Genomic DNA, 22,781 nt, shown 5'->3' on the forward strand with positions numbered 1-22,781 from the left:
GCTAGTTAAATATAAAGGAGATAGAGCGTGGAGCTAAACGAGCGTGTTTCGCTTTTAATTTATCTAGTTGCACACGCTAGCTCCTCGGGGTTAAATAACCTCACCACGGTGAGGCAAAGAGCGCCTCTTCGTGTTGAGAACATTTACCTGTCGGAGCTAAACGAGCGTGTTCCACTTTTAATTTTATGCTAAAATATGTTCATGTTGTTTCTATTTATTGTTATTTGGAAGGTGGAGTGATGATGGCTTTGGATCAGGTTTGTACGAAAGATGTAATGGAAGTATTGAATCTGAAGCTTATTAGTGGTGAGGAAGGAATCGGTCGACATATATTAACGAGTGATATCTCACGTCCGGGTCTTGAAATGGCGGGGTATTTTACACATTATCCTGCAAAACGTGTGCAACTTTTAGGGAAAACGGAACTATCTTTTTTTGAGATGTTATCTCGGGAAGTTCAATTTGATCGGATGAATAAGTTATGTTCTCAAGATACACCTGCAATTATTATCTCGCATAATATGGAAGTTCCAGAAGCTTTGGTCGTGGCTTCTCAAGAACATCATGTACCGGTTTTAACAACAAAATTACCAACTACCCGTTTTTCTAGTTTATTGACAAATTATTTGGAAAGCCGATTAGCACCAACAACTGCTGTTCATGGTGTGTTAGTGGATATTTATGGAATTGGTGTTTTAATCACAGGGAAAAGCGGAGTAGGGAAAAGTGAAACTGCTCTTGAACTTGTAAAAAAGGGTCATCGTCTTGTTGCAGATGATTGTGTAGAAATTCGCCAAGAAGGTGAAAATACATTAGTAGGAAATGCACCACCTTTAATCGACCATTTACTCGAAATTCGTGGAATCGGCATTATCGATATTATGACGTTGTTCGGAGCTAGTGCTGTTCGAAAGCATAAGCGAATTTCATTGGTGATTGATTTAGAAACATGGGATTCTGATAAAACCTATGACCGTTTAGGTTTAGAAACAGAAACGATGAAAATTATTGATACAGAGCTACCTAAGTTAACAATACCAGTACGACCTGGGAGAAACTTATCTGTTATTATAGAGGTTGCTGCAATGAACCATCGGTTAAAGAATCTAGGAATAAATGCAGCAGAAGAATTTTCACGTAGATTAGATAGTGTTATTGAAGCAAACGATGAAGTATAACTAGATTTGTCTTGCTAGTAGGCTGAAAGGAGTAACAGAATATTATGGATTCAATTTTAATGGCTATTAATCCTGTTGCACTGCAACTTGGTCCGATATCCGTTCGGTGGTATGGAGTTATCATTGCGAGTGGGATTATTATTGCCTACTTTGTAGGTCAAAAAGAAATGGTGAAAAGAGGCTTTGGAGAAGATCTTTTAACGGATCTACTGATCTGGGCTGTGCCGATTTCAATTATTTGTGCTCGTATATATTATGTATCATTTGAATGGCCATATTATTCATCACACCCTGGTGAAATCATTCAGATTTGGCATGGTGGTATAGCAATACACGGTGCAATTATCGGTGCATTAATTACAGCTCTTATTTTCTCAAAAAAACGAGGAATAAGCTTCTGGAAACTTGTAGACATATTAGCACCATCCCTAATTATTGGACAAATTGTTGGTCGTTGGGGTAATTTTATGAACCAAGAAGCTTACGGTGGTGTCGTAGATCGTTCATTTTTAGAAAATCTTCATTTACCAAATTGGCTTATCGAGCAAATGAATGTCAATGGTTTTTATCATCATCCTACATTTTTATATGAATCTTCATGGAATTTTGTTGGTTTAATTATTTTACTCCTACTAAGAAAAGCGAACTTACGTCGTGGAGAATTATTTTTAACATATATCATGTGGTATTCATTTGGTCGTTTCTTTATCGAACATATGAGAACAGATAGTTTATTAATTGGTAATTTACGTATAGCACAAATTGTTTCCCTAATTGGTTTAGTAGTTGGAGCTATTTTAATTATTTACAGAAGACTTACTATCAAACCACCTGTTCGATACAAGGATCAATAAAAATTTTATAAAAAATAGATTCGTCGATATTGCAATAGATGATATCTTTAACTTCCTTTCTTACAAGAATTTTAAAGTTTCTATCGTAATACGGCGATTTGTTTATATTAGGGGAAATTTATTGAGATTAAAAAACGTAATAATCGAAAGAATAGACATAAACGAATATTAACTTTTTTACGAAGGAAAAAGGAAGTTGAATGAATATGACAACTAAAGAAATTAAAGGCTTACTATTCGATTTTGATGGTACATTACTAGACACAAACGAATTAATAATCCAAACATTTTTACATGTACTGGAACCTGAATTTCCTGGGAAATTTACAAGAGAAGACATGATTCCGTTTATTGGGCCATCATTAATGGAATCATTTTCTACAATTGATCCAAACAGAGCGGAAGAGTGGGTTCGACAATATCGTATATGGAATGACAAACATCATGATGAATTAGCAAAAGAGTTTGATGGGGTAACATCAACATTATACGCTTTGCGAGAGAAAGGAATAAGATTAGCAATTGTTTCAACGAAGGCTTTAGAATCTTTATCAAAAGGAATTCGCTTATTAGGTATTGAAGATTTAATTGAAGTAGTCGTAAGTATGGATGATGTAAAAAATGTCAAACCTGATCCAGAACCTATACTTCTAGCACTAAAGAAATTGCATTTAGAGAAAGAAAATGTTTTGATGATTGGTGATAACTCACATGATATAATTGGTGGCCAAAATGCTGGTGTTAAAACTGCAGGTGTAGCTTGGTCTTTGAAAGGAGAAGAATTTTTAATGCAATTTAAACCAGATTACATGTTGCATCACATGTCAGATTTATTATTAATAGTAGGGGACCAAGAAAATGCGTAAGACAGAGAGATTTTCAGTGTCAGGGTCTACTTCATTATGGCAAATTTATAAAACGGTATCTTTTTGGAAAGTTGTAAAATGCTTTATGGTTATAGAAATAGCTCGCTACACACCATTTCTATCCGTAAAGAACTGGTTGTATCGTACTTTTTTGAAGATGGAGGTTGGAGAAAAGACATCGTTTGCTTTAAAGGTAACGCCAGATACGATGTTTCCGGAACGGATAAAAGTGGGCAGTGATACAATTATTGGTTTTAATACAACAATCCTTGCACATGAATATTTAGTAAATGAATATCGACTTGGTGATGTGGTAATTGGAGATCGTGTAATGATTGGAGCGAATACGACGATTTTACCTGGGGTTGTAATTGGAGATGATGCCATCATCTCTGCTATGACATTAGTAAATAAAGACGTACCTCCTGGTGCATTTGCTGGTGGTAATCCAATGAGAATTATCTATACAAAGGAAGAAATGGCTTTGAAAGAATCAGTTAATTCTAAAAAGTCTTAACTTATGCGCATTTTTGCTAGAGGCACTTGACTTGCTGATTTTCTTAGTATAGAATACTTTCATACATCATCACTCTAACACTCTAGCAAACTAAAGTATATAGATTAGGAAGTGTAAAAATGTCACCAATTCGAAAGTTTGAAAAGCCGCTTGGAATGCGCGATACATTTCCAAAGATTTTCGAGAAGAAGGAAGTTATTCGACAAACTGGTCGTGAATTTCTTCGCTTAAGAGGGTTCGATTTTATCCAAACACCAACACTTGAGTATTACGATACTGTTGGTAAAGCATCAGCTATCGTTGACCCTTCACTCTTTAAACTAGTAGATAGTCAAGGGAATACATTAGTACTTCGTCCAGATATGACGACACCCATTGCACGTGTCGCTTCTTCAAAATTATTAAAAGAGAAAATTCCATTGCGTCTTTCTTATTTTGCAAATGTCTTTCGTGCTCAACAATTAGAAGGTGGACGTCCTGCAGAATTTGAGCAAATGGGAATTGAAATTATTGGAGATTCATCAGTATATGCAGATGCGGAAGTCATCTTAACAGCTATTCATTTATTAAAAGTATTAGGAGTAGAAGAATTTAAGATTACAATTGGCAATGCAGGCATTTTAGATGCCATTATTAAAAAGAATGTCCAAAACGAAAAACAGTTTGAGGAATTACATAGCTTGCTCGTATTCAAGAATATTGTAGGGTTTGAGGAAGCAGTTGGATCCTATAACTTACCAATTGAAAATGAGCAAACATTATTATCCTTTATCGAAGATGCCTCAGAGATGAAAAGTATTCGAGAGATTTCAAAATATGTATATGAAAAAGATGCTTTTATTTATATGGAACAATTAGCATCTATATTAGAAATCGCAGATGCTACTTCTTATATTGCTTTTGACTTTACCTTAGCAAGTCATATGAATTATTACACAGGTATGCTTTTTGAAGTTTTTGCAACAGGCTCTGGGTTCCCACTTGGAAATGGCGGAAGATATGATGGATTACTAAAGGATTTTGGAACAGAAGTTGGTGCGATTGGATTTGGTCTTCGGGTAGATCATTTATTGGAAGTAGTTTCTCGAAAAGTGGATGCTACTGATGAAGTTCTTGTTTTATTTGTAGCACCACAACTTGCTGAAGCACTTAAAACAGCAGAAAAACTACGTGCACAAGGAAAACGTACTACATTGCAGTCGATGGAAGGATTAGAAAATTTAGCAGCATTTGAGAAATACTTTGCAGAAATTGTGCGAATTGGACAAGGAGGAATCGTCCATGAATGAGTTAACGATTGCCATGCCAAAAGGTCGTATTTTCGAAGAAGCATATGAAATGTTAATAGAGGCAGGATTCGAATTACCTGAAAATGTTGAAATGTCACGCAAGTTAATGATTGAAATCCCACAAGAGAAAATACGATTTATATTAGCGAAGCCAATGGATGTTCCGACTTATGTAGAACATGGTGTAGCGGATATTGGAATTGCAGGAAAAGACGTTTTGTTAGAACAACATCGAGAAGTGCATGAACTGCTTGATCTGAAAATTAGTAAATGCCATATTGCTTCTGCTGGATTACCGAATACATCATTAAATGAAATTGCACCTAGAATTGCGACGAAATATCCAACTGTAGCATCAGATTACTATCGCGAAAAAGGAGAGCAAGTAGAAATCATTGGTTTAAATGGCTCTATCGAATTAGCGCCTATGATTGGTCTTGCAGATCGTATTGTCGATATTGTATCTACAGGTCAAACCTTAAAAGAGAATGGACTTGTCGAATATGAATTTATCACAGATGTTTCATCAAGATTAATTGCGAATCCAGTTAGTTATCGGATGAAAAATGAACGGATTTTAGATTTAGTGAAACGACTCAAAAAATGTGTGAAATGAGAGAAGGATTGGCTATGAAGATTGAAGTGTTAACAGATAATATTTCATTAAAAAGACCTTTAGAAGGTGGCAATGAAGAACAGTTAAAAACAGTGCGTCAAGTATTAGCGGATGTACGAGAAAAGGGAGATGCAGCAGTTAAAGCCTATAGTAAGAAATGGGATGGCATCGCACTTGATGATTTACGTGTTACTGAGCAAGAAATAAAAGAAGCTGTTGCATCATTAGATCCTCAATTAGTACAAGATTTAACAGAAGCTGCGGCCAATATTCGTGCATATCATGAACAACAAAAACGAAATGGTTACCAACTAAATCTTGATAATGGTTCTTGGCTTGGACAAAGGATTCTACCACTCGCATCTGTAGGATTATATGTTCCAGGTGGTTCAGCTGCGTATCCTTCTTCTGTTTTAATGAACGTTATTCCAGCGCAAGTTGCAGGTGTTAAACGCATTGTTTTAGCAACACCTTGTGATCAGAATGGTAAGCTTCCAGCAGCTGTATTAACAGCGGCCTCTATTTTAGGAATTGAAGAGATTTATAAAATGGGTGGAGCTCAAGCAATAGGAGCATTGGCTTATGGTACTGAAACGATACAAGCAGTAGATAAGATTACTGGACCGGGGAATATTTTTGTAGCACTGGCAAAGAGAGAAGTATTTGGCGAAGTAGCCATAGATATGATTGCTGGTCCAAGTGAAATAGCCATTATTGCTGATGAGACGGCATACGCAGATGAAATTGCTGCAGACTTACTTTCACAAGCTGAACATGATGCAATGGCATGTCCAATTCTTGTAACAACAAGTGAACACCTTGCTGAAAACGTACAAGCTAAAGTCGAAGAACAATTGCAATCCTTACCACGCAAAGATATTGCAAAGAAATCTGTTGAAAACTTCGGAAGAATCTATATTGCTGAATCCATTCACCAGGCTATAAAAGCAATCAATCAATTAGCCCCAGAACATTTAGAAATTGTTACAGAAGACGCACAAAAAGTGAGTGAACAAATTCGAAATGCAGGTGCTATTTTCTTAGGAAGATATAGTTCAGAACCAGTTGGTGATTATTTTGCAGGTACGAATCATGTACTGCCAACAAATAGTACCGCTCGTTTTGCTAGTGGACTAAATGTAGATGATTTTATCAAAAAAACAAGCGTTGTGTATTATACAGAAAAAACTTGGAAAGTAAATGCACCTAAAATTGCTAGACTAGCTCGTCTTGAAGGATTAGAAGGGCATGCAAGAGCAGTGGAGTCAAGAGGTTGGGACAAAGGAGAGAAATAGAATGGCACGCTATGCAACAATAGAACGTAAGACAAATGAAACGCAAATTGCTGTTGAAATTGAGTTAGATGGTGAAGGAAAAGCTACTGTGGAAACAGGTGTACCTTTCATGGACCATATGCTAGATCTCTTCATGAAACATGGCCTTTTTAATGGCAAAATTGTAGCACATGGTGATACAGAAATTGACGATCACCATACAACAGAAGATTTAGGAATCGTACTTGGTCAGGCCATTAAGGAAGCGCTGGGTGATAAAAAAGGGATAAAACGTTATGGTAATGCATTTGTGCCAATGGATGATGCACTTGCACAAGTAGTCATCGACTGTTCAAACCGACCTCATTTAGAATTTCGTGCAGAAATACCAGCTCAGAAAGTGGGGACATTCGATACTGAACTTGTACATGAATTTTTATGGAAATTTGCACTAGAAGCTCGTATGAATGTTCATGTAATTGTTCCATATGGCCATAATACACATCACATTATTGAAGCTATTTTCAAAGCTTTAGCAAGAGCAATCGATGATGCTGTTCAAATTGATCCACGGGTTAAAGGGGTACCATCAACGAAGGGGTTGTTAACATGAAAATCGGCGTAATCGATTATGGAATGGGAAATCTTTTTAGTGTTGAGCAAGCGATTAAGCGTTTAGGCAATGAAGTTGTCATATCTGCTGATCAAAACAGATTGTTGCAATGTGATGCACTTATCTTACCAGGTGTTGGCGCATTTCAAGATGCGATGAAGAAATTACAAGATACAGGTCTTGTATCATTGTTTCAAGAAGTAATAGCTACTAAAAAACCTCTTCTTGGTATTTGCCTTGGAATGCAGCTACTGTTTCAAGAAAGTGAAGAAAATGGAGTTTGGCAAGGACTAGGTATTTTCAAAGGACGTATTAAACAATTTTCTGGTAAAGATTTATCTGGAAAATCATATAGAGTACCGCATATGGGATGGAATAACTTACAATTTACTAAATCTCCGACATGGTTAGATCAATTACCAAAGGAACGCTATGTTTACTTTGTGCATTCTTATTTTGCAACAGATATGGACGAGGAAGATTTAGTCGCTTTTGCGGAATACGGAGATATGAATGTTCCAGGGATTGTCCAAAAAGGGACCGTAACAGGTATGCAATTCCATCCTGAAAAATCTGGTGAATGTGGCGTTTATTTATTGCAACAATGGCTTCGAGCAGTATCGAAAGGGGTTGTCGTTTCATGAGTATTCAAATTTTCCCAGCCATCGATATGAGAGGTGGCAAATGTGTACGACTATTTAAGGGAGACTACGAACAAGAAACTGTCTATGCAGACTCTCCATTTGAAATGGCCAAGAGTTTTGCAGAGGCAGGAGCAAGTTATGTACATATGGTAGACCTAGATGGTGCAAAAGATGGTGAACGTACACACGCTGCAGAAGTTATTCGTGTAGCAAAAGAGTTACCTATAAAAGTTCAGATTGGCGGGGGAATACGTTCTGAAGAGGATGTTCGTTATTATCTAGAAAATGGTGTAGATCGCGTTATTATCGGAAGTTTAGCCATCCGTGAACCGGAGCTAGTAAAAGGGTTTATCAGAACGTTTGGACCAGAACGAATTGTGATTGGACTAGATGCAAAAGATGGAATGGTAGCAACTCACGGTTGGATTGAAACCTCAGATCGTTCAGCTATAGAAGTTGGACAAGAATTTGTAAACGCTGGAGCTAAGTATTTTATTTTCACTGATATTGCAACAGATGGTACATTAGCTGGCCCAAATATTGAAGCGAATCTTCAATTAGCACAAGAAACAGGTGCAGAAGTTATTGTTTCTGGTGGTATTAGTACTTTAGAAGATATTGCGAAGGTGAAAGCAGCAGCACAAAATACCTCAGTTGGTGGCGTAATTATTGGTAAAGCATTATATGCAGGACGCTTTACCTTACAAGAGGCATTGAAGGAGGCCGAATAATGTTAACAAAACGAATTATTCCCTGTTTAGATGTCAAGGAGGGACGTGTTGTTAAAGGGGTTCAATTTGTCTCACTTCGTGACGCGGGAGATCCAGTAGAACTAGCAAAATTTTATAACGAACAAGGTGCTGATGAACTTGTTTTCCTTGATATCTCAGCTTCTCATGAAGGCAGAGAGACGATGGTAGATGTTGTACGTAAAACTGCCACAGCTCTAGCAATTCCTTTTACAGTAGGTGGAGGGATCAGAACGCTAGAAGATATGAAACGACTACTTCGAGCAGGTGCAGACAAAGTTTCGATTAACTCCTCAGCGATTAATCGTCCTGAATTGATCAAAGAAGGCTCTGATTATTTCGGTGCACAGTGTATTGTTGTGGCCATTGATGCAAAATGGAGCGAGGAAGATGGTACATGGATGGTCTATACACATGGAGGACGAAATAAGACGGATAAAGAAGCGGTAGCATGGGCAAAGGAAGCTGTCGCACTAGGAGCAGGTGAATTACTTGTAACAAGTATGGATCAAGATGGTGAAAAGAGTGGATTCGATTTACCACTGACAAAAGCGATCAGAGATGCTGTGAATGTACCGATTATCGCTAGTGGTGGCGCAGGGAAAGCAAATGATTTTTATGAAGTATTACATGATGTTGATGCAGATGCAGCACTAGCCGCTTCAATTTTTCACTATAAAGAGACAAGTGTTGCAGAAGTGAAAGTTAGCTTAAAACAAAGAGGAGTGGCAGTAAGATGATTGAAAATCTAAAATTTGATGATAAAGGTTTAATAACAGCAGTTATACAAGATGCACAAACAAAAGAAGTATTAACAGTTGCCTATATGAATAAAGAATCTCTAGAAAAAACAATTGAAACAGGTGAAACATGGTTTTACAGCCGCCGAAGACAAGAACTTTGGCATAAAGGTGAAACAAGTGGCAATACTCAAAAAGTAGTTGCACTACGTACAGATTGTGATCAAGATGCTCTAGTTGTGGAAGTTTTACCAAACGGACCAGCTTGCCATAATGGAACTGTTTCATGTTTTACCAAAGTACTAAAAGAAAAGGATTCTTCAATTGGTTCATTAGATATTTTGGAAACATTAAAAAACGTCATTCAAGGACGTGAAAAAGAAATGCCTGAAGGTGCTTATACTACTTATTTATTCAATGAAGGCGTTGATAAAATTTGTAAGAAAGTTGGCGAAGAGGCAACTGAAGTCGTTATTGCTTCGAAAAATCGAAATCCTGAAGAATTAAAATGGGAAGCAGCAGATTTAATTTACCATTTATTAGTATTACTACAAGAACAAAAATTAGATATGTACGAAGTTTTAGGAGTTCTTCAAAAACGTCATGAAAAGCACTAAACTATGTTATAATATAGGATACTATGTCTAAGGAACGTATAATAACGTTCCTTATTGTTTTTCGGAGGAAAATTTCAGGATATGAAAAGTGAAGAAAATACTCGAAAAAATGTTGTGTCCTTTATTCCAAATGGCGAATTTTATTATAAAAAAGCCGTACAAGCATTAAATCGTGATCAAGAAGAAAAAGCACTTAAATATTTGCGAAGAGCAGTGGAACTTAGTCCAGATGATTCTTTAATTTTACTACAATATGCCATTGTTGAAATGGAAGCGGGCCGTTTAGATCATGCGTTGGAATTATTAAGAAAAGCAAATGAGATAGATCCGAACGAGCCAGAAATATTGTTATTTTTGGCAGAAGCCTCTGCACAAGTTGGTTTAACAGAAGATGCAAAGTATTTTGCTGAAGAATATTTACACCTTGATGAAATGGGAGAATATGCAGATGAGGCAATAGACATCATTGATTTTGCTACATCTATCGAGGGGAGTATCGCTCCAGGAAATTCTGCGAATCGTGAAGTCGTTTATTTACAAGAAAAGGCTAGAAAATTAATGGAGTCAGGAAAACTTGACGAAGCAATTGAGATATTAGAAAGTATCATAACAGATCATCCAGATTTCTGGGCAGCTTATAATAATTTAGCACTTGCATATTTTTATCAAGGTGATTCTGAACAAGCCAGAGCATTATTGCATGAAGTATTAAAAGGAAATTATGGGAATTTACACGCTCTTTGCAATTTAACAGTAATGGCTTATTACGAAAAAGATGAAGAAGAATTAAAGGATTTAACAGATTTACTTGTAAAACTTAGCCCATTTTCTTTTGAACAACGGTATAAACTCGGTGCCACTCTTGCTCTAATTGGCTGTTATGAGGAGGCTTACAAATGGTTGCGTAGTATGATGCGACATGGCTTTGAAGAAGATCCGGGACATTATTTTTGGCTTTCTCACGCAGCTTATTTCTCCGGAAACGAAAAAGAAGCACGAGTAACTTGGGAGAAATTGATAGAAATTGATCCTGAAAAAGCTGGCTACGAACCTTGGGCTATGAATCATACAAATCTTGATCATGACTCCATTGAGAGAAATCGAGATTTTATCGTAGGAAAATTAGAGAGTGAATATAGAAGCGATCGTTTACTAGGAATATTTTTAGTTGGAAAATCACCACATCAACAAGAAATTTTAGCACATCCTAAATGGATTCGAATTGATAATTATTCTGCAATCGAAAAGCTATTTTTAGCCTACACACTAGATCATGATTTCCTAGAAGATGATGGTACTTTAAAACCGTTTTTACGTTCAGTAGAAGTTGCAGAAATTCTGTACAGAGACGTTAAACCACTTAAATTAAATGATACATTCCTATTCCAAATGTGGTTTGTATTATGTGAGCGTGCATTAGAAGATGGCTATGCATTTAAGAACCCTAAAGCGATAGCTGCAGCTACTGAATACATGTATAAATCATCTCGTATAAAAAATGTTACCAAAAAGTCTATTGCAACATATTATGGCATTTCTCCTGCAACATTAACAAAATATGTGAACGAATTAATACAATTTTTGCCTCTTTTCGATAAGTAATTTGAAGATCTAAGGCAGATATCTTGTCATAAACAATGGCTATACTCTAAGATTAAACTAGTGAAACAGGATCAACTTAGGAGGAACAGACATGACTGAAGAAAAAATTTATGACGTTGTGATTATAGGTGCTGGTCCTGCAGGGATGACTGCAGCAGTTTATACATCACGTGGCAATCTGTCTACATTAATGATTGAGAGAGGGATCCCTGGTGGACAAATGGCTAATACAGAAGAAGTTGAAAACTATCCAGGCTTCGAATCTATTTTAGGACCTGAATTATCTACTAAAATGTTTGAACATGCCAAAAAATTCGGTGCAGAATATGCTTATGGCGATGTTACTGAAATTATCGATGGTGAAGAATATAAAGTAATTAAATCAGGTACAAAAGAATATAAAACACGTGCAATCATTATTTCAACAGGCGCTGAATACAAAAAAATGGGTGTACCAGGGGAAAAAGAACTTGGTGGCCGAGGTGTCAGCTATTGTGCAGTATGTGATGGCGCCTTCTTTAAAAACAAAAACCTAATTGTTGTTGGCGGTGGAGACTCTGCAGTTGAAGAAGGTATGTACTTAACTCGTTTTGCAGAAAAAGTAACAATTGTACACCGTCGTGATAAATTACGTGCACAAAAGATTATCCAAGATCGTGCCTTTGCAAACGAAAAAATAGACTTTATCTGGAATCATACTGTTAAAGAAGTGAACGAAAAGGATGGTAAAGTAGGCAGTGTAACGCTTGTTTCGACTGCAGATGGTAGTGAGCAAGAAGTTCAAGCAGATGGTGTATTTATTTATATCGGTATGTTGCCACTTACAAAACCATTTGAAAACTTAGGTATACTTAATGAAGCTGGCTACATTCAAACAAATGCTGATATGGAAACATCTATACCAGGTATTTATGCTGCTGGGGATGTACGTGACAAAACGTTACGCCAAATTGTTACAGCAACTGGTGATGGAAGTATTGCAGCACAAGTTGTTCAACATTATGTAGAAGAACTAAAGGAAAAATTTTCAGTAAAATAACACTTTAACGTTTTCTTAATAAAGTTGTCATCATGTTGCAATAAAAATTGTGTATAGTATTTACTGTAATAACCCCTTTTTATAATAGGAATATTGTTGTGGCTGTTTCTATCGGTTCCCTCGACTGACAGAAGCAGCCCTCTTTTTATTTTGAGGTTTTGTTTCATGATTTTGTTGATTCTTTTAATGTATCTTACTTGAGCGAAAGGTACGACTCCTTAATACTAACATTTCAGTACCTATTTGAATCAATTTTATAACTAATGCAAAATTTATTAAAAGACACTGAAAAATTATAAAAATGAAGATTTACACTAAAAATTTGGTATAGCTATCTTTGTTGATGTGGAATGAGCGAAGAGTCCTCGAAAATGCATTCGCATTTTCTTGGTGCGATGCTCGTTGAGTGAAGTTAATTCCACATCATGCAGCAAGCAGTTTAATACTATAAATATTTGTATGTAAACAATTTTTCAGTACTTTAAACTTAACCAATAATGGATTTATGAAATTGATTTATTTACATTAAATATCCAAAATAGTGTTTTTAGATTATTCCTTTGTACTCGAACAACGGAAAAATGTATAATAAAGATTATAAGAATTGTTAGAAAAGAGGTGTCGTGTGTGCAGAGAATCGCTAATTTACTCGTAAAAAAAGACGACAAAGTACTTTTATTAAAAAAACCACGACGCGGTTGGTATGTAGCACCAGGAGGGAAAATTGAAAGTGGAGAGTCTGTATTCGAAGCAGCAAGTCGCGAATTTCGGGAAGAGACAGGCACTATAGCAATAAAACCACATCTAAAAGGTGTATATACAATGGTCATTAGACGTGGAGAAGAGGTAGTAAATGAATGGATGCTCTTCACTTTTTTAGCAGAAGATTTAGAAGGAATGCCTTATAAAGAAACACGAGAAGGGGTTTTAGAATGGCATTCTATAGAAAATCTCAAACATTTACCAATGGCAGAAGGAGATCGCACGAATTTATTATTTGCAGTTGAACAATCTGGTACACAATATGGAACTTTTACATATACAGAAGAATTTCAATTGTTAGAACAAAAAATACAGATATCGTGTGAAGGGGATGGATTGAATGCCTAATCCACATTCGGTAAACGAACTAATCATAATAACGGGAATGTCTGGTGCTGGGAAGTCAGTAGCTATCAGAAGTTTTGAAGACCTAGGGTTTTTTTGTATCGATAATTTACCGCCAGCATTATTACCGACATTTTTAAATTTAATGAAAGAATCTAAAAAAGAAATTTCACGTATAGCAGCTGTCATGGACTTGCGTGGGGGGGATTTCTTCTCATCATTAATTGAAGCATTAGATCGTATCGAAAGAGAAGATCTAGTTGCAACAAAGATATTATTTTTGGATGCAGATGATGAAACATTAGTGAGTAGATACAAGGAAACTCGTCGCTCTCATCCATTATCAGAGAATGGTCTACCTCTAACAGGTATTCATTATGAACGTGAGTTATTAGCAGATGTAAAAGAACGTGCTCAATATATTTATAATACGTCAAGTATGAAACCTAGAGAATTACGACAAAGAATTATTGCGCAATTTTCTGGTGTGGATTCACGTAAGTTTACAGTAAATGTAATGTCTTTTGGGTTCAAATATGGTATGCCAATCGATGCTGATTTAGTTTTTGACATCCGTTTTTTACCAAACCCGTACTATATAGAGGAATTAAGGCCTAAAACGGGGTTAGACGAAGAAGTTTCATCATATGTATTAAAATATGATGAAACAACTACGTTAATTAATAAATTAACGGATTTGTTTGAATTTATGATACCGCTTTATAAAAAAGAAGGAAAAACGCAATTAATAATTGCTTTTGGATGTACAGGTGGGCAACATCGTTCGGTTACTTTAGCTGAATACTTTGGTAACCACCTAGATCAGCATGCACCGACAGTGATTACCCATCGTGACATTGCAAAAAGAAAGGGATAACCTTATGCAAAAAAAACAACCACGGATTGTTCTTATCGGTGGCGGCACAGGTCTGTCTACATTACTTCGTGGGTTAAAGAAATACCCAGTAGATTTGACAGCAATTGTAACTGTTGCAGATGATGGTGGAAGTTCAGGGAGAATACGAGATGACTTCGCGATTCCACCACCTGGTGATATTCGCAACGTTATCGCAGCTTTATCTGAAGTGGAACCGTTAGTTGAAGAGATGTTTCAGTATCGTTTTAAAGGGAAAGAAGAATTGGGAGGACATTCTCTCGGTAATTTAATGCTTACCGCATTAACAGAAATAACGGGAGATTTTTCGCATGCTATTCGAGAAATGAGTCGGGTATTAAATGTACATGGAAAAGTGCTGCCAGCAGCTAACCAGCGAATCACATTGCTAGCTGAGTTGGTAGATGGAACGATTGTAAAAGGAGAATCTAAAATTCCTACATTTAATACACGTATTAAACGTGTGTACTTATCACCTCCAGATGTATTACCTTTACAGGAAGCAGTCAACTCAATTGAACATGCCGATATAATAATAATAGGACCTGGAAGTTTGTATACTAGTATTCTTCCAAATCTTCTAGTAGAGGGTATTAAAAAGGCCGTATTGGAAGCAAAAGGTCATAAAATTTATATATGTAATTTAATGACCCAATCTGGTGAGACATCAAATTACACAGCTGGAGATCATGTTCAAGCACTGTATGACCATGTAGGTGAGAATTTTATCCAAACAATTTTAATTAACGATGAAGAGGTACCTAAGGCAATTAGGGAAGCTTATATTAAAGAATCGGCAGAGCCTGTACAATTCGATGTAAAACGTCTAGAAAGTATGGGCCTTGAAGTGGTTAAGAAGGATATAGCGAATATCCATGATGGTGTTGTACGCCATGAAGCGAACCGAGTGGCTGCATGGCTAGTAGAGTATGCGATGAATGATCAACAAAACAAGCATAAATTGTCGAATTAGCGTACAATAAATAATTGATAGAGAGGGGGAATGGATATGTCATTTGCTTCGGAAACAAAAAAAGAACTTACTCAAGTTGAAGTAGAAGATGCAAGCTTAAAAGCAGAATTATCTGCCCTAATTCGAATGAATGGTTCTCTGTCATTTACTAATCGTCAATTGAGTCTTGATGTGCAAACGGAAAACGCAGCAATTGCTCGTAGAATGTACACCATTATGAAAAAATTATATAATTATCGAATCGAGCTTCTAGTGCGTAAGAAAATGCGACTTAAAAAAAATAATGTTTATATTTGTCGAGTACGTGAAGGTGCAAAAGAATTACTAGAAGAGCTACATATTCTCTCGGGTAATTTTCTTTTTAATCATACAATTTCAGCAGAGTTAATCCAAACAGTTGAAAATAAAAAAGCTTACTTACGAGGTGCTTTTTTAGCAGGAGGCTCTGTCAATAACCCGGAGACATCTTCTTATCATTTAGAAGTATATTCTTTATATAAGGAACACGGGGAAGCGTTGATGGATTTAATGAATTATTTTGAACTCAATGCAAAAACGATTGAACGGAAAAAAGGCTTCGTTACGTATTTAAAAGAAGCAGAGAAGATCTCAGATTTTCTAAGTCTTGTAGGTGCACACCAAGCCATGCTAAAATTTGAAGATGTAAGGATTGTACGTGATATGCGTAATAGTGTAAATCGACTGGTCAATTGTGAAACAGCAAACTTAAACAAAACAATTGGAGCTGCAATTCGACAAGTAGAGAATATACGCTATATTGATAACGCAATTGGAATTGAACAATTACCAGAAAAGTTGCGTGAAATTGCAAGATTACGGGTAGAATATCAAGAAGTTACCTTAAAAGAACTTGGTGAAATGGTTTCAACAGGTATCGTTAGTAAATCAGGTGTAAATCATCGTCTACGCAAAATTGATGAGATTGCTGATGCACTAAGACGAGGAGAAAAACTGAAAATTTAAAGTCATTTTTTCATCAATCGGAGATCGTTACTATTGACCAAGATTTATATTAGTAGATGTAAACGGGTTCGAACTTTAAAAACCCTATTATTTCAGAAATTGTAAAAGTGATGTAAAATGTATTTATTAATAAAAGGGGGAGCACTCGTGGTAGAAAAACAAGTAGAAGTAAAACTAAAATCAGGCTTACAAGCCAGACAAGCGGCATTATTTGTCCAAGAAGCAAATCGACACACTGCCGATGTCTTCCTACAAAAAGATGATAAAAAAGTAAATGCAAAAAGCATCATGGGCATAATGAGTTTAGCAATTGCAAGAGGAACTTTAGTTACTCTAAGTGCAGAAGGCAACGATGAAGAAAAAGCATTAGAAAAACTTGTTAAAATAATTGAAGACGAAAACTAAGTATTTCAAAATAAACGCGGTGTAGGAACAATTTAGTTGTTCTGCACCGCGTTTTTTGGTTATTTATAAGAGACAACAGGAAATGAAAACTTGAACGTGGATATAATTTGTAATTCCGCAGAAAGTAGGACGAAAACCGCGGAAAGCCGGTCAAAAACCGCGGATATAACCAGAGAAACCGCGGAAAACCGAACAAAAACCGTGGATACAACAGAAATCGCGGAAAGCCAGTCAAAAATCGCGGATATAACCAGAGAAACCGCGGAAAGCCGGTCAAAAACCGCGGATATAATCAGAGAAATCGCGGAAAGACCATCAAAACCCGCGAATAACCCCAGAATCCAGATAAACTAAATTTCATGGCTTGACTATAGAAACAGTAGATCGCCCAAAAATTCAATGTATAGTAAAAAAACAGCAAGGCTCAATTGGAGCCTTGCTGTTCCCAATGTTCTAGCTTATTTTTTTAATTCGTTGCGTTCCATGATATGGTCGATTAAGCCATATTCTTTTGCTTGTTCTGCTGTCATGTAGTTGTCACGATCTGTATCGCGAGCGATGACTTCAATTGGTTGACCAGTACGTTCAGAAAGAATACCGTTCAATTTTTCACGTGTTTTAAGGATGTGTTTTGCAGCAATTTCGATTTCTGTTGCTTGACCTTGTGCTCCACCAAGAGGTTGGTGAATCATAACTTCACAGTTTGGAAGGGCATAGCGTTTGCCTTTTGTACCAGCAGTAAGTAAGAATGAGCCCATTGATGCACACATACCCATACCAACTGTTTGCACATCAGGTTTGATGAATTGCATTGTATCATAGATTGCCATACCAGCTGTTACACTACCACCTGGAGAGTTAATGTAAAGGTAGATGTCTTTTTCAGGATCTTCAGCTTCAAGGAATAGTAATTGAGATACAACTGCATTTGCTACATTGTCATCAATTGCACTTCCAAGCATAATGATGCGGTCTTTTAGTAAACGAGAGTAAATGTCATATGCACGTTCACCGCGGTTTGTTTGTTCAATAACTGTAGGTATTAAGTTCATGTGAATAGCCTCCTCAAGTAAATAAGGTAATTTCGTTTTCAAAATGCTGAAATTCTATCAATATTTCAGCTGTAACTTTATCATACACATGATGGTCAATAAAGGTCAAATGTTACGATTGTTTTTTTACCTTATTGAATTGTTCCTAAATAATTTGTATAATAGATGAGTCGCAATACTTATTTTGCCCACGTAGTTTAACGGATAAAACATAAGATTCCGGTTCTTAGGCTGGGGGTTCGATTCCCTCCGTGGGCGTACATAAACAAATCACAAACCCTTTATAATAGAAGGGCTTGTGAATATAAGGGAGTAGAACTGTTAATAATTATAACCAAATTTTCCCTAATAAAATCATCCTCTAATCAATTTTTTGATTAGAGGATTTTTGTTTTTATAAAAAATTATTTTTCGTAGTAAGTTGATGCACGAATAACTAAATATTATATGAATGTCTATTACATACTTACTTATAAAATTATGTATTGTTGTCAAAACTATTGTGTATCAACAAACGATGGAAGGTAAATGAATGAAGAACGTTGGAACGATTAGTATCTTACATGTCATATTCTTGACTATGACGTTCATTGGATTAAAAAATCATGTAACAGTTATTCCATCCATTATAAAAGCGGCTGGAAGAGACGGATGGGCATCTGTGTTTTTAAGTGCATTTGTAACTTTTATTTGGTTGTTTCTTTTAGTTTATGTCCATAATAAATCTAATCAAGAGCCGATTAAAGATTGGTTAAAACAAAGAATAGGGAAATTTTTAACAGCTATTGTTTTATACGGTACCGTCTTTTATTTATTATTACTTGCTGCGTTTACAATGAGAGAAACGTTACTTTGGGTTTCGACAACCTTTTTATTGAAAACACCATTTCTCTTTTTGTTAATCCTTTATTTAGTACTTGTTATATTTTTAGCTACATCAGGTATACAAACGATTGCGATCGTAAATGTATTTGTATTAACAGGCGTAGTTATTTTTGGGTTTTTTGTAGCATTTGTCAATATACAAGTAAAAGACTATACGTTATTACGACCTTTTTTTGAACATGGATTTGAACCAGTTTTAAGGGGAATGGTATATCCAACATCAGGATTTGTTGAGTTATTATTGCTTCTATTTATTCAACATGAAATACAACACCGAATGCGATGGTATCATTTTGCGATCATGCTCTTCTTATTAAGTGGTTTAACGGTAGGTCCTCTCATCGGTGCTATTACTGAGTTTGGACCAACTGAGGCAGCAAAACAAAGGTATCCGGCATATGAAGAATGGGGACTTGCAACAATTGGGCGTTTTATTGAGCATGTAGATTTCTTCTCTATTTACCAGTGGCTAACGGGGACATTTTTAAGAGTAGGACTAATCCTATATATTTGTTCGGATATTTTGAATATTTCCAGAGATAAAAAACAAATCTGGTCTAAACTTGCTCCACCATTTTTTTTCATATGTTTATCACTAACTCTTTTGAGAGATAATGTTTTTTTAAATATTAATGGAAAATATTTTTTAGTAAGTACTTTGCTCTTCTTTCTCATATTATCCTTATTTTTTGTAATTGTTGCATTAACTTCAAGAAAATCTTCTAAAAAAGATAAAGATAAAAATGACCAGAAAAGTGGTGAAGAACAATCGAACCAAGTAAAACCAACTCAATAAATTTAAATACCCTGCAGCAGTTGTTTAAGAAATCTGCTGATGTTAAATTTCAACAGTATACATTTGATGGGCACACAATTCACCTTATTACGTGTGAGGCAATGATAGATTTACAGTTATTAAATGAAGTTATTGTCCCACGTGTTGGTTTCTTATGTAGTAATTTGACGGATGAGCCCCTTGAAACACAAGTGGAATCACAATTATATGTTCCAGATTTAAAAAAAGTAAAAGATGAACAAGAAGCAATTTTACTAGTCTATACAGGTTTTGTTCTTCTCTATTTTGAAGAAGGAGAGCTTCTTTTTTCTAGCAATATTGCTAAAAAACCTAATCGTAATCCTGAAGAGACAAATGTAGAAGTTACGATAAAAGGACCAAGGGATAATTTTATTGAAGATGTGGCTGTAAATATCGCAATCATAAGAAAACGGTTACCAACGAATTCACTGTGTGTGGAAAAATTTGAATTAGGAACACGATCAAAGACAAAGGTAGCCATTCTATACTTTGACGATATCGCAAATAAAGATCTATTAAATGAGTTAAAAAAGCAGTTAGAGAAAGTGAATACAGACGCAGTATTTAGTGGTGATATATTAATGGAGCGAGTCGATAAGAGTGCTCCTCTCTTTCCTAGACATGATTATACTGGGAGACCCGATTATGTTGTCCAATGTCTAGTGAGGGGGAGATTTGTACTGTTTGTAGATGGTGCTTCATACGCAATGATTACACCAGTGAATCTATTCTTATTATTAAAGACGAGTGAGGATGATGAATATCCAGTTCTGTATGGTTCAGTAGAACGGGCAATGCGAATAGTCGGATTGCTAATTGGAGCACTTCTACCGGCATTTTGGCTTTGCTTAACAACATTTCATCAAAATCAATTGCCGTTCCAACTTTTAGCAACGGTTGTTCAAGCAAGTACAGGCCTCCCTTTCCCGACAGCCATTGAGATGCTTATTATGTTAGCAATGTTTGAGTTATTCCGTGAAGCAGGATTACGTCTTCCTGTTGTCTTAGGTGGTACGATTGGTGTTGTAGGAGGATTAATTATCGGAGATGCGGCTATTCGAGCAGGTATTACAAGTCCAGCAATGGTTGTAATTATTGCTACTTCTACCATTGCATCATTTACGTTAGTAAACCAGAACCTTGCAACGGCAATTAGTTTAATGCGCGTTTTTTTTATTTTACTTTCGGCATTTTTAGGGCTCTTTGGCTTTTTTTTGTCGTATTTCTTCACGCTTGTTTATTTATCCAACATCCGAATATTTGGATATCCTTATATGAATATTGCAACAGATTTAAGTTGGTCAACCATAGCTAAAGCTATATTTCGATTACCAGCAAAGAAATATACGAAGCGGCCAGAAGCTTTAAAAACTATAGATAATACAAGAACCCAAGTTCAAACTGAAAACCAAGGACAAACAGAGAGTCAAAATCAAGGGGCTCAAAATCAAACAGAGAGCCAAAATCAAGCGACCCAAACACACACAAACACCCAAAATCAAGGAACTCAAACACAAACAAATATTCAAAATCAAGGAACTCAAGGACAAACAGATAGTCAAAAGCAAGGGACTCAAGGACAAACAGAGAGTCAAAATCAAGGGGCTCAAACTCAAACAAATACCCAAAATCAAGGGGCTCAAAATCAAACAGAGAGTCAAAATCAAGGGACTCAAGGACAAACAGATAGTCAAAATCAAGGGACTCAAACACAAACAGAGAATCAAAATCAAGAGACTCAAGGGCAACCGGATAGTCAAAATCAAGGAACCCAAAATCAAACGAATACTCAAAATCAAGCACAAACAGAGAGTCAAAATCAAGGAAATCAAAATAAAATAAATATCCAAAATCAAGGAACTCAAGATCAAAACAAAACTAAAGAGGAAGAAAATGAATAAGAAAATACTGATATTCCTTATTATGCTTATGACACTAATTTCGGGATGTTGGGATACAAAAGAATCTGAGCGAATGCTCTATCTTTATGGGATTGGTGTGGATTATAAAGATGGAAAATACCAAATATATACCCAAATTATTGATTTTGCCAACGTAGCAAAATCTGAACAACCTGCTAACCCTGATACGATTCAGGCTGAAATAGGGCATTCTTCTGGTAAAACCGACCATGAAGCATTTTATAATTTGTACAAATCATTGGATGAAGAACTTTATTGGGGACATCTCACATATATTGTTTTTTCAGAGGATTTGTTGAAGTCTGGGGAGATGAATACATTTATTAATTCGTTTATGCGATTTCATGATACAAGATATCAAACTTGGGTGTACAGTACGAAAGAACCTATGGAAAATGTCTTACTAGTAACACCAATTCTGAATAAAGCCATATCATTATCCAAATTATCAGATCCATTAAATTCATATAGACAAGATTCTACAATTGAACCGATGAATCTCCGTAAATTAATACTGAAGTTAGATGAACCAGGTTATGAAGCGAATATTCCCAAAATATCCATTTTGAAAAATTGGGAGACAGAAAAAGAGAAGAACGCGATCACTAATATTAATGGTGTTAGTGTCGTTTCTCCAAAGGGATTTAAAGGAAACATCACAGGAGATAAAGTTAAAGGATTAGGATGGATGAGTAAGAAAACTAAAAGAGCGGAAGTGTCAATATTGCTCAATGATACTGAGACGAGAAGAAGGCAATTTATTACAGCTAATGGAAAAGTGGATGATGTTAAAATAACACCTATTGTAAAAAATAATTCAGTTTCCTTTGACGTAAAGGTGAAGATGGAAGTAGAGCTAAGGGGATTTCAAGGTAGTATAAAAGAGGATGAAGTTAGAAAAGAAGTGAAAAAGGAAGTGAAAAAGGAAATTAAAGATTCATTTACAGCAGGATTAAATATTGGAAGCGATGTCTTTAGTTTATCGGAATATTTATATCGAAAGGATCTAAAGGCATGGAAAAGACTTCAAAAGAATGGAAAAGTAGCGTTAAATGAAAACACATTACGTAATATAAATGTGGAAATTACCTCTGTATATTCAGGAAGAAAGAATTTTAGTGAAACAATTAGAAGATAATTTAT

Annotated in this window: 23 protein-coding genes and 1 tRNA gene; 23 read left to right on the top strand and 1 reads right to left on the bottom strand. The window is 35.8% G+C overall.

The genetic code is table 11. The features are described 5' to 3' along the window. Nucleotides 1-248: 248 nt before the first annotated feature. The 19 genes from hprK (at nucleotide 249) to CEF14_RS18155 (ending at nucleotide 16,962) form a co-directional block, all read left to right on the top strand. On the top strand, nucleotides 249-1,178 hold the full coding sequence (hprK, locus tag CEF14_RS18065) for an HPr(Ser) kinase/phosphatase (RefSeq protein WP_102694460.1): 930 nt from the start codon (nucleotides 249-251) through the stop codon (nucleotides 1,176-1,178). A gap of 44 nt (nucleotides 1,179-1,222) precedes the next feature. Further along, nucleotides 1,223-2,032 (top strand): prolipoprotein diacylglyceryl transferase, encoded by an 810-nt coding sequence (gene lgt, locus CEF14_RS18070; protein WP_102694104.1) that lies wholly within the window; start codon nucleotides 1,223-1,225, stop codon nucleotides 2,030-2,032. Nucleotides 2,033-2,238: 206 nt separating this feature from the next. Next, nucleotides 2,239-2,898, top strand: a complete 660-nt coding sequence (gene ppaX, locus CEF14_RS18075) for a pyrophosphatase PpaX (protein ID WP_102694105.1) — start codon at nucleotides 2,239-2,241, stop codon at nucleotides 2,896-2,898. Next, nucleotides 2,891-3,415, top strand: a complete 525-nt coding sequence (locus tag CEF14_RS18080; RefSeq protein ID WP_102694106.1) for an acyltransferase — start codon at nucleotides 2,891-2,893, stop codon at nucleotides 3,413-3,415. Before ppaX ends, CEF14_RS18080 begins: the two co-directional genes overlap by 8 nt. 119 nt (nucleotides 3,416-3,534) lie before the next feature. Then, entirely contained in the window at nucleotides 3,535-4,704 is a 1,170-nt protein-coding gene (locus CEF14_RS18085; RefSeq protein ID WP_102694107.1) for an ATP phosphoribosyltransferase regulatory subunit, read from the top strand. Beyond that, nucleotides 4,697-5,320 carry an ATP phosphoribosyltransferase gene (hisG, locus tag CEF14_RS18090; RefSeq protein ID WP_102694108.1) on the top strand — a complete coding sequence of 208 codons (624 nt, stop codon included), beginning with the start codon at nucleotides 4,697-4,699 and terminating at the stop codon, nucleotides 5,318-5,320. Before CEF14_RS18085 ends, hisG begins: the two co-directional genes overlap by 8 nt. Before the next feature lie 14 nt (nucleotides 5,321-5,334). Further along, on the top strand, nucleotides 5,335-6,615 hold the full coding sequence (gene hisD / locus CEF14_RS18095) for a histidinol dehydrogenase (protein WP_102694109.1): 1,281 nt from the start codon (nucleotides 5,335-5,337) through the stop codon (nucleotides 6,613-6,615). A 1-nt stretch (nucleotide 6,616) separates the two neighbouring features. Further along, complete coding sequence (gene hisB / locus CEF14_RS18100) at nucleotides 6,617-7,207, top strand: imidazoleglycerol-phosphate dehydratase HisB (protein WP_102694110.1); 591 nt, start codon at nucleotides 6,617-6,619, stop codon at nucleotides 7,205-7,207. Continuing rightward, nucleotides 7,204-7,851: an imidazole glycerol phosphate synthase subunit HisH gene (hisH, locus tag CEF14_RS18105; RefSeq protein ID WP_102694111.1), complete on the top strand. Its 648-nt coding sequence runs from the start codon at nucleotides 7,204-7,206 to the stop codon at nucleotides 7,849-7,851. The genes hisB and hisH overlap by 4 nt, the downstream gene beginning before the upstream one ends. Continuing rightward, complete coding sequence (gene hisA / locus CEF14_RS18110; protein WP_102694112.1) at nucleotides 7,848-8,582, top strand: 1-(5-phosphoribosyl)-5-[(5-phosphoribosylamino)methylideneamino]imidazole-4-carboxamide isomerase; 735 nt, start codon at nucleotides 7,848-7,850, stop codon at nucleotides 8,580-8,582. The genes hisH and hisA overlap by 4 nt, the downstream gene beginning before the upstream one ends. Further along, nucleotides 8,582-9,340 (top strand): imidazole glycerol phosphate synthase subunit HisF, encoded by a 759-nt coding sequence (gene hisF, locus CEF14_RS18115; protein ID WP_102694113.1) that lies wholly within the window; start codon nucleotides 8,582-8,584, stop codon nucleotides 9,338-9,340. The genes hisA and hisF overlap by 1 nt, the downstream gene beginning before the upstream one ends. After that, nucleotides 9,337-9,957 (top strand): bifunctional phosphoribosyl-AMP cyclohydrolase/phosphoribosyl-ATP diphosphatase HisIE, encoded by a 621-nt coding sequence (hisIE, locus tag CEF14_RS18120; protein WP_102694114.1) that lies wholly within the window; start codon nucleotides 9,337-9,339, stop codon nucleotides 9,955-9,957. The genes hisF and hisIE overlap by 4 nt, the downstream gene beginning before the upstream one ends. A gap of 81 nt (nucleotides 9,958-10,038) precedes the next feature. Further along, complete coding sequence (locus tag CEF14_RS18125) at nucleotides 10,039-11,559, top strand: tetratricopeptide repeat protein (RefSeq protein WP_102694115.1); 1,521 nt, start codon at nucleotides 10,039-10,041, stop codon at nucleotides 11,557-11,559. A gap of 91 nt (nucleotides 11,560-11,650) precedes the next feature. Continuing rightward, complete coding sequence (gene trxB / locus CEF14_RS18130; RefSeq protein ID WP_102694116.1) at nucleotides 11,651-12,598, top strand: thioredoxin-disulfide reductase; 948 nt, start codon at nucleotides 11,651-11,653, stop codon at nucleotides 12,596-12,598. Nucleotides 12,599-13,225: 627 nt separating this feature from the next. Continuing rightward, nucleotides 13,226-13,708, top strand: a complete 483-nt coding sequence (locus CEF14_RS18135; protein WP_102694117.1) for an NUDIX domain-containing protein — start codon at nucleotides 13,226-13,228, stop codon at nucleotides 13,706-13,708. After that, complete coding sequence (gene rapZ, locus CEF14_RS18140) at nucleotides 13,701-14,582, top strand: RNase adapter RapZ (protein WP_102694118.1); 882 nt, start codon at nucleotides 13,701-13,703, stop codon at nucleotides 14,580-14,582. Before CEF14_RS18135 ends, rapZ begins: the two co-directional genes overlap by 8 nt. Before the next feature lie 4 nt (nucleotides 14,583-14,586). Then, the gene (locus tag CEF14_RS18145; protein WP_102694119.1) at nucleotides 14,587-15,573 is read left to right on the top strand and encodes a gluconeogenesis factor YvcK family protein; all 987 of its coding nucleotides are present in this window, start codon (nucleotides 14,587-14,589) and stop codon (nucleotides 15,571-15,573) included. 36 nt (nucleotides 15,574-15,609) lie between these two features. Further along, nucleotides 15,610-16,557, top strand: coding sequence for a DNA-binding protein WhiA (whiA, locus tag CEF14_RS18150; RefSeq protein ID WP_102694120.1), 948 nt, complete (start codon nucleotides 15,610-15,612; stop codon nucleotides 16,555-16,557). A gap of 147 nt (nucleotides 16,558-16,704) precedes the next feature. Further along, complete coding sequence (locus CEF14_RS18155; protein WP_102694121.1) at nucleotides 16,705-16,962, top strand: HPr family phosphocarrier protein; 258 nt, start codon at nucleotides 16,705-16,707, stop codon at nucleotides 16,960-16,962. Nucleotides 16,963-17,420: 458 nt separating this feature from the next. Here CEF14_RS18155 and clpP read toward each other — a convergent pair whose 3' ends face one another. Further along, on the bottom strand, nucleotides 17,421-18,014 hold the full coding sequence (gene clpP / locus CEF14_RS18165) for an ATP-dependent Clp endopeptidase proteolytic subunit ClpP (protein WP_102694123.1): 594 nt from the start codon (nucleotides 18,012-18,014) through the stop codon (nucleotides 17,421-17,423). 186 nt (nucleotides 18,015-18,200) lie between these two features. On the opposite strand from clpP, the gene CEF14_RS18170 reads away from it, so the two are divergent. From CEF14_RS18170 to CEF14_RS18185, 4 genes are all read left to right on the top strand, one after another. Continuing rightward, a tRNA-Arg gene (locus CEF14_RS18170) sits at nucleotides 18,201-18,272 on the top strand. 274 nt (nucleotides 18,273-18,546) lie between these two features. After that, entirely contained in the window at nucleotides 18,547-19,695 is a 1,149-nt protein-coding gene (locus CEF14_RS18175) for a GerAB/ArcD/ProY family transporter (protein ID WP_102694124.1), read from the top strand. Nucleotides 19,696-19,715: 20 nt separating this feature from the next. Further along, complete coding sequence (locus CEF14_RS18180; RefSeq protein WP_322788398.1) at nucleotides 19,716-21,617, top strand: spore germination protein; 1,902 nt, start codon at nucleotides 19,716-19,718, stop codon at nucleotides 21,615-21,617. Then, complete coding sequence (locus tag CEF14_RS18185) at nucleotides 21,610-22,776, top strand: Ger(x)C family spore germination protein (RefSeq protein WP_102694126.1); 1,167 nt, start codon at nucleotides 21,610-21,612, stop codon at nucleotides 22,774-22,776. The genes CEF14_RS18180 and CEF14_RS18185 overlap by 8 nt, the downstream gene beginning before the upstream one ends. Nucleotides 22,777-22,781: the final 5 nt, after the last annotated feature.

This window comes from Rummeliibacillus pycnus (assembly GCF_002884495.1).
Lineage (GTDB): Bacteria > Bacillota > Bacilli > Bacillales_A > Planococcaceae > Rummeliibacillus > Rummeliibacillus pycnus.

What these genes read in the sequence shown, in the direction of transcription:
- hisB (WP_102694110.1), top strand. Translation starts at nt 6,617, where the DNA reads ATGGCACGCTATGCAACAATAGAACGTAAGACAAATGAAACGCAAATT.
- hisF (WP_102694113.1), top strand. Translation starts at nt 8,582, where the DNA reads ATGTTAACAAAACGAATTATTCCCTGTTTAGATGTCAAGGAGGGACGT.
- ppaX (WP_102694105.1), top strand. Translation starts at nt 2,239, where the DNA reads ATGACAACTAAAGAAATTAAAGGCTTACTATTCGATTTTGATGGTACA.
- hisG (WP_102694108.1), top strand. Translation starts at nt 4,697, where the DNA reads ATGAATGAGTTAACGATTGCCATGCCAAAAGGTCGTATTTTCGAAGAA.
- CEF14_RS18185 (WP_102694126.1), top strand. Translation starts at nt 21,610, where the DNA reads ATGAATAAGAAAATACTGATATTCCTTATTATGCTTATGACACTAATT.
- CEF14_RS18085 (WP_102694107.1), top strand. Translation starts at nt 3,535, where the DNA reads ATGTCACCAATTCGAAAGTTTGAAAAGCCGCTTGGAATGCGCGATACA.
- CEF14_RS18145 (WP_102694119.1), top strand. Translation starts at nt 14,587, where the DNA reads ATGCAAAAAAAACAACCACGGATTGTTCTTATCGGTGGCGGCACAGGT.
- clpP (WP_102694123.1), bottom strand. Translation starts at nt 18,014, where the DNA reads ATGAACTTAATACCTACAGTTATTGAACAAACAAACCGCGGTGAACGT.
- rapZ (WP_102694118.1), top strand. Translation starts at nt 13,701, where the DNA reads ATGCCTAATCCACATTCGGTAAACGAACTAATCATAATAACGGGAATG.
- trxB (WP_102694116.1), top strand. Translation starts at nt 11,651, where the DNA reads ATGACTGAAGAAAAAATTTATGACGTTGTGATTATAGGTGCTGGTCCT.
- hisIE (WP_102694114.1), top strand. Translation starts at nt 9,337, where the DNA reads ATGATTGAAAATCTAAAATTTGATGATAAAGGTTTAATAACAGCAGTT.
- whiA (WP_102694120.1), top strand. Translation starts at nt 15,610, where the DNA reads ATGTCATTTGCTTCGGAAACAAAAAAAGAACTTACTCAAGTTGAAGTA.
- hisA (WP_102694112.1), top strand. Translation starts at nt 7,848, where the DNA reads ATGAGTATTCAAATTTTCCCAGCCATCGATATGAGAGGTGGCAAATGT.
- CEF14_RS18175 (WP_102694124.1), top strand. Translation starts at nt 18,547, where the DNA reads ATGAAGAACGTTGGAACGATTAGTATCTTACATGTCATATTCTTGACT.
- lgt (WP_102694104.1), top strand. Translation starts at nt 1,223, where the DNA reads ATGGATTCAATTTTAATGGCTATTAATCCTGTTGCACTGCAACTTGGT.
- CEF14_RS18080 (WP_102694106.1), top strand. Translation starts at nt 2,891, where the DNA reads ATGCGTAAGACAGAGAGATTTTCAGTGTCAGGGTCTACTTCATTATGG.
- hisH (WP_102694111.1), top strand. Translation starts at nt 7,204, where the DNA reads ATGAAAATCGGCGTAATCGATTATGGAATGGGAAATCTTTTTAGTGTT.
- hisD (WP_102694109.1), top strand. Translation starts at nt 5,335, where the DNA reads ATGAAGATTGAAGTGTTAACAGATAATATTTCATTAAAAAGACCTTTA.
- CEF14_RS18125 (WP_102694115.1), top strand. Translation starts at nt 10,039, where the DNA reads ATGAAAAGTGAAGAAAATACTCGAAAAAATGTTGTGTCCTTTATTCCA.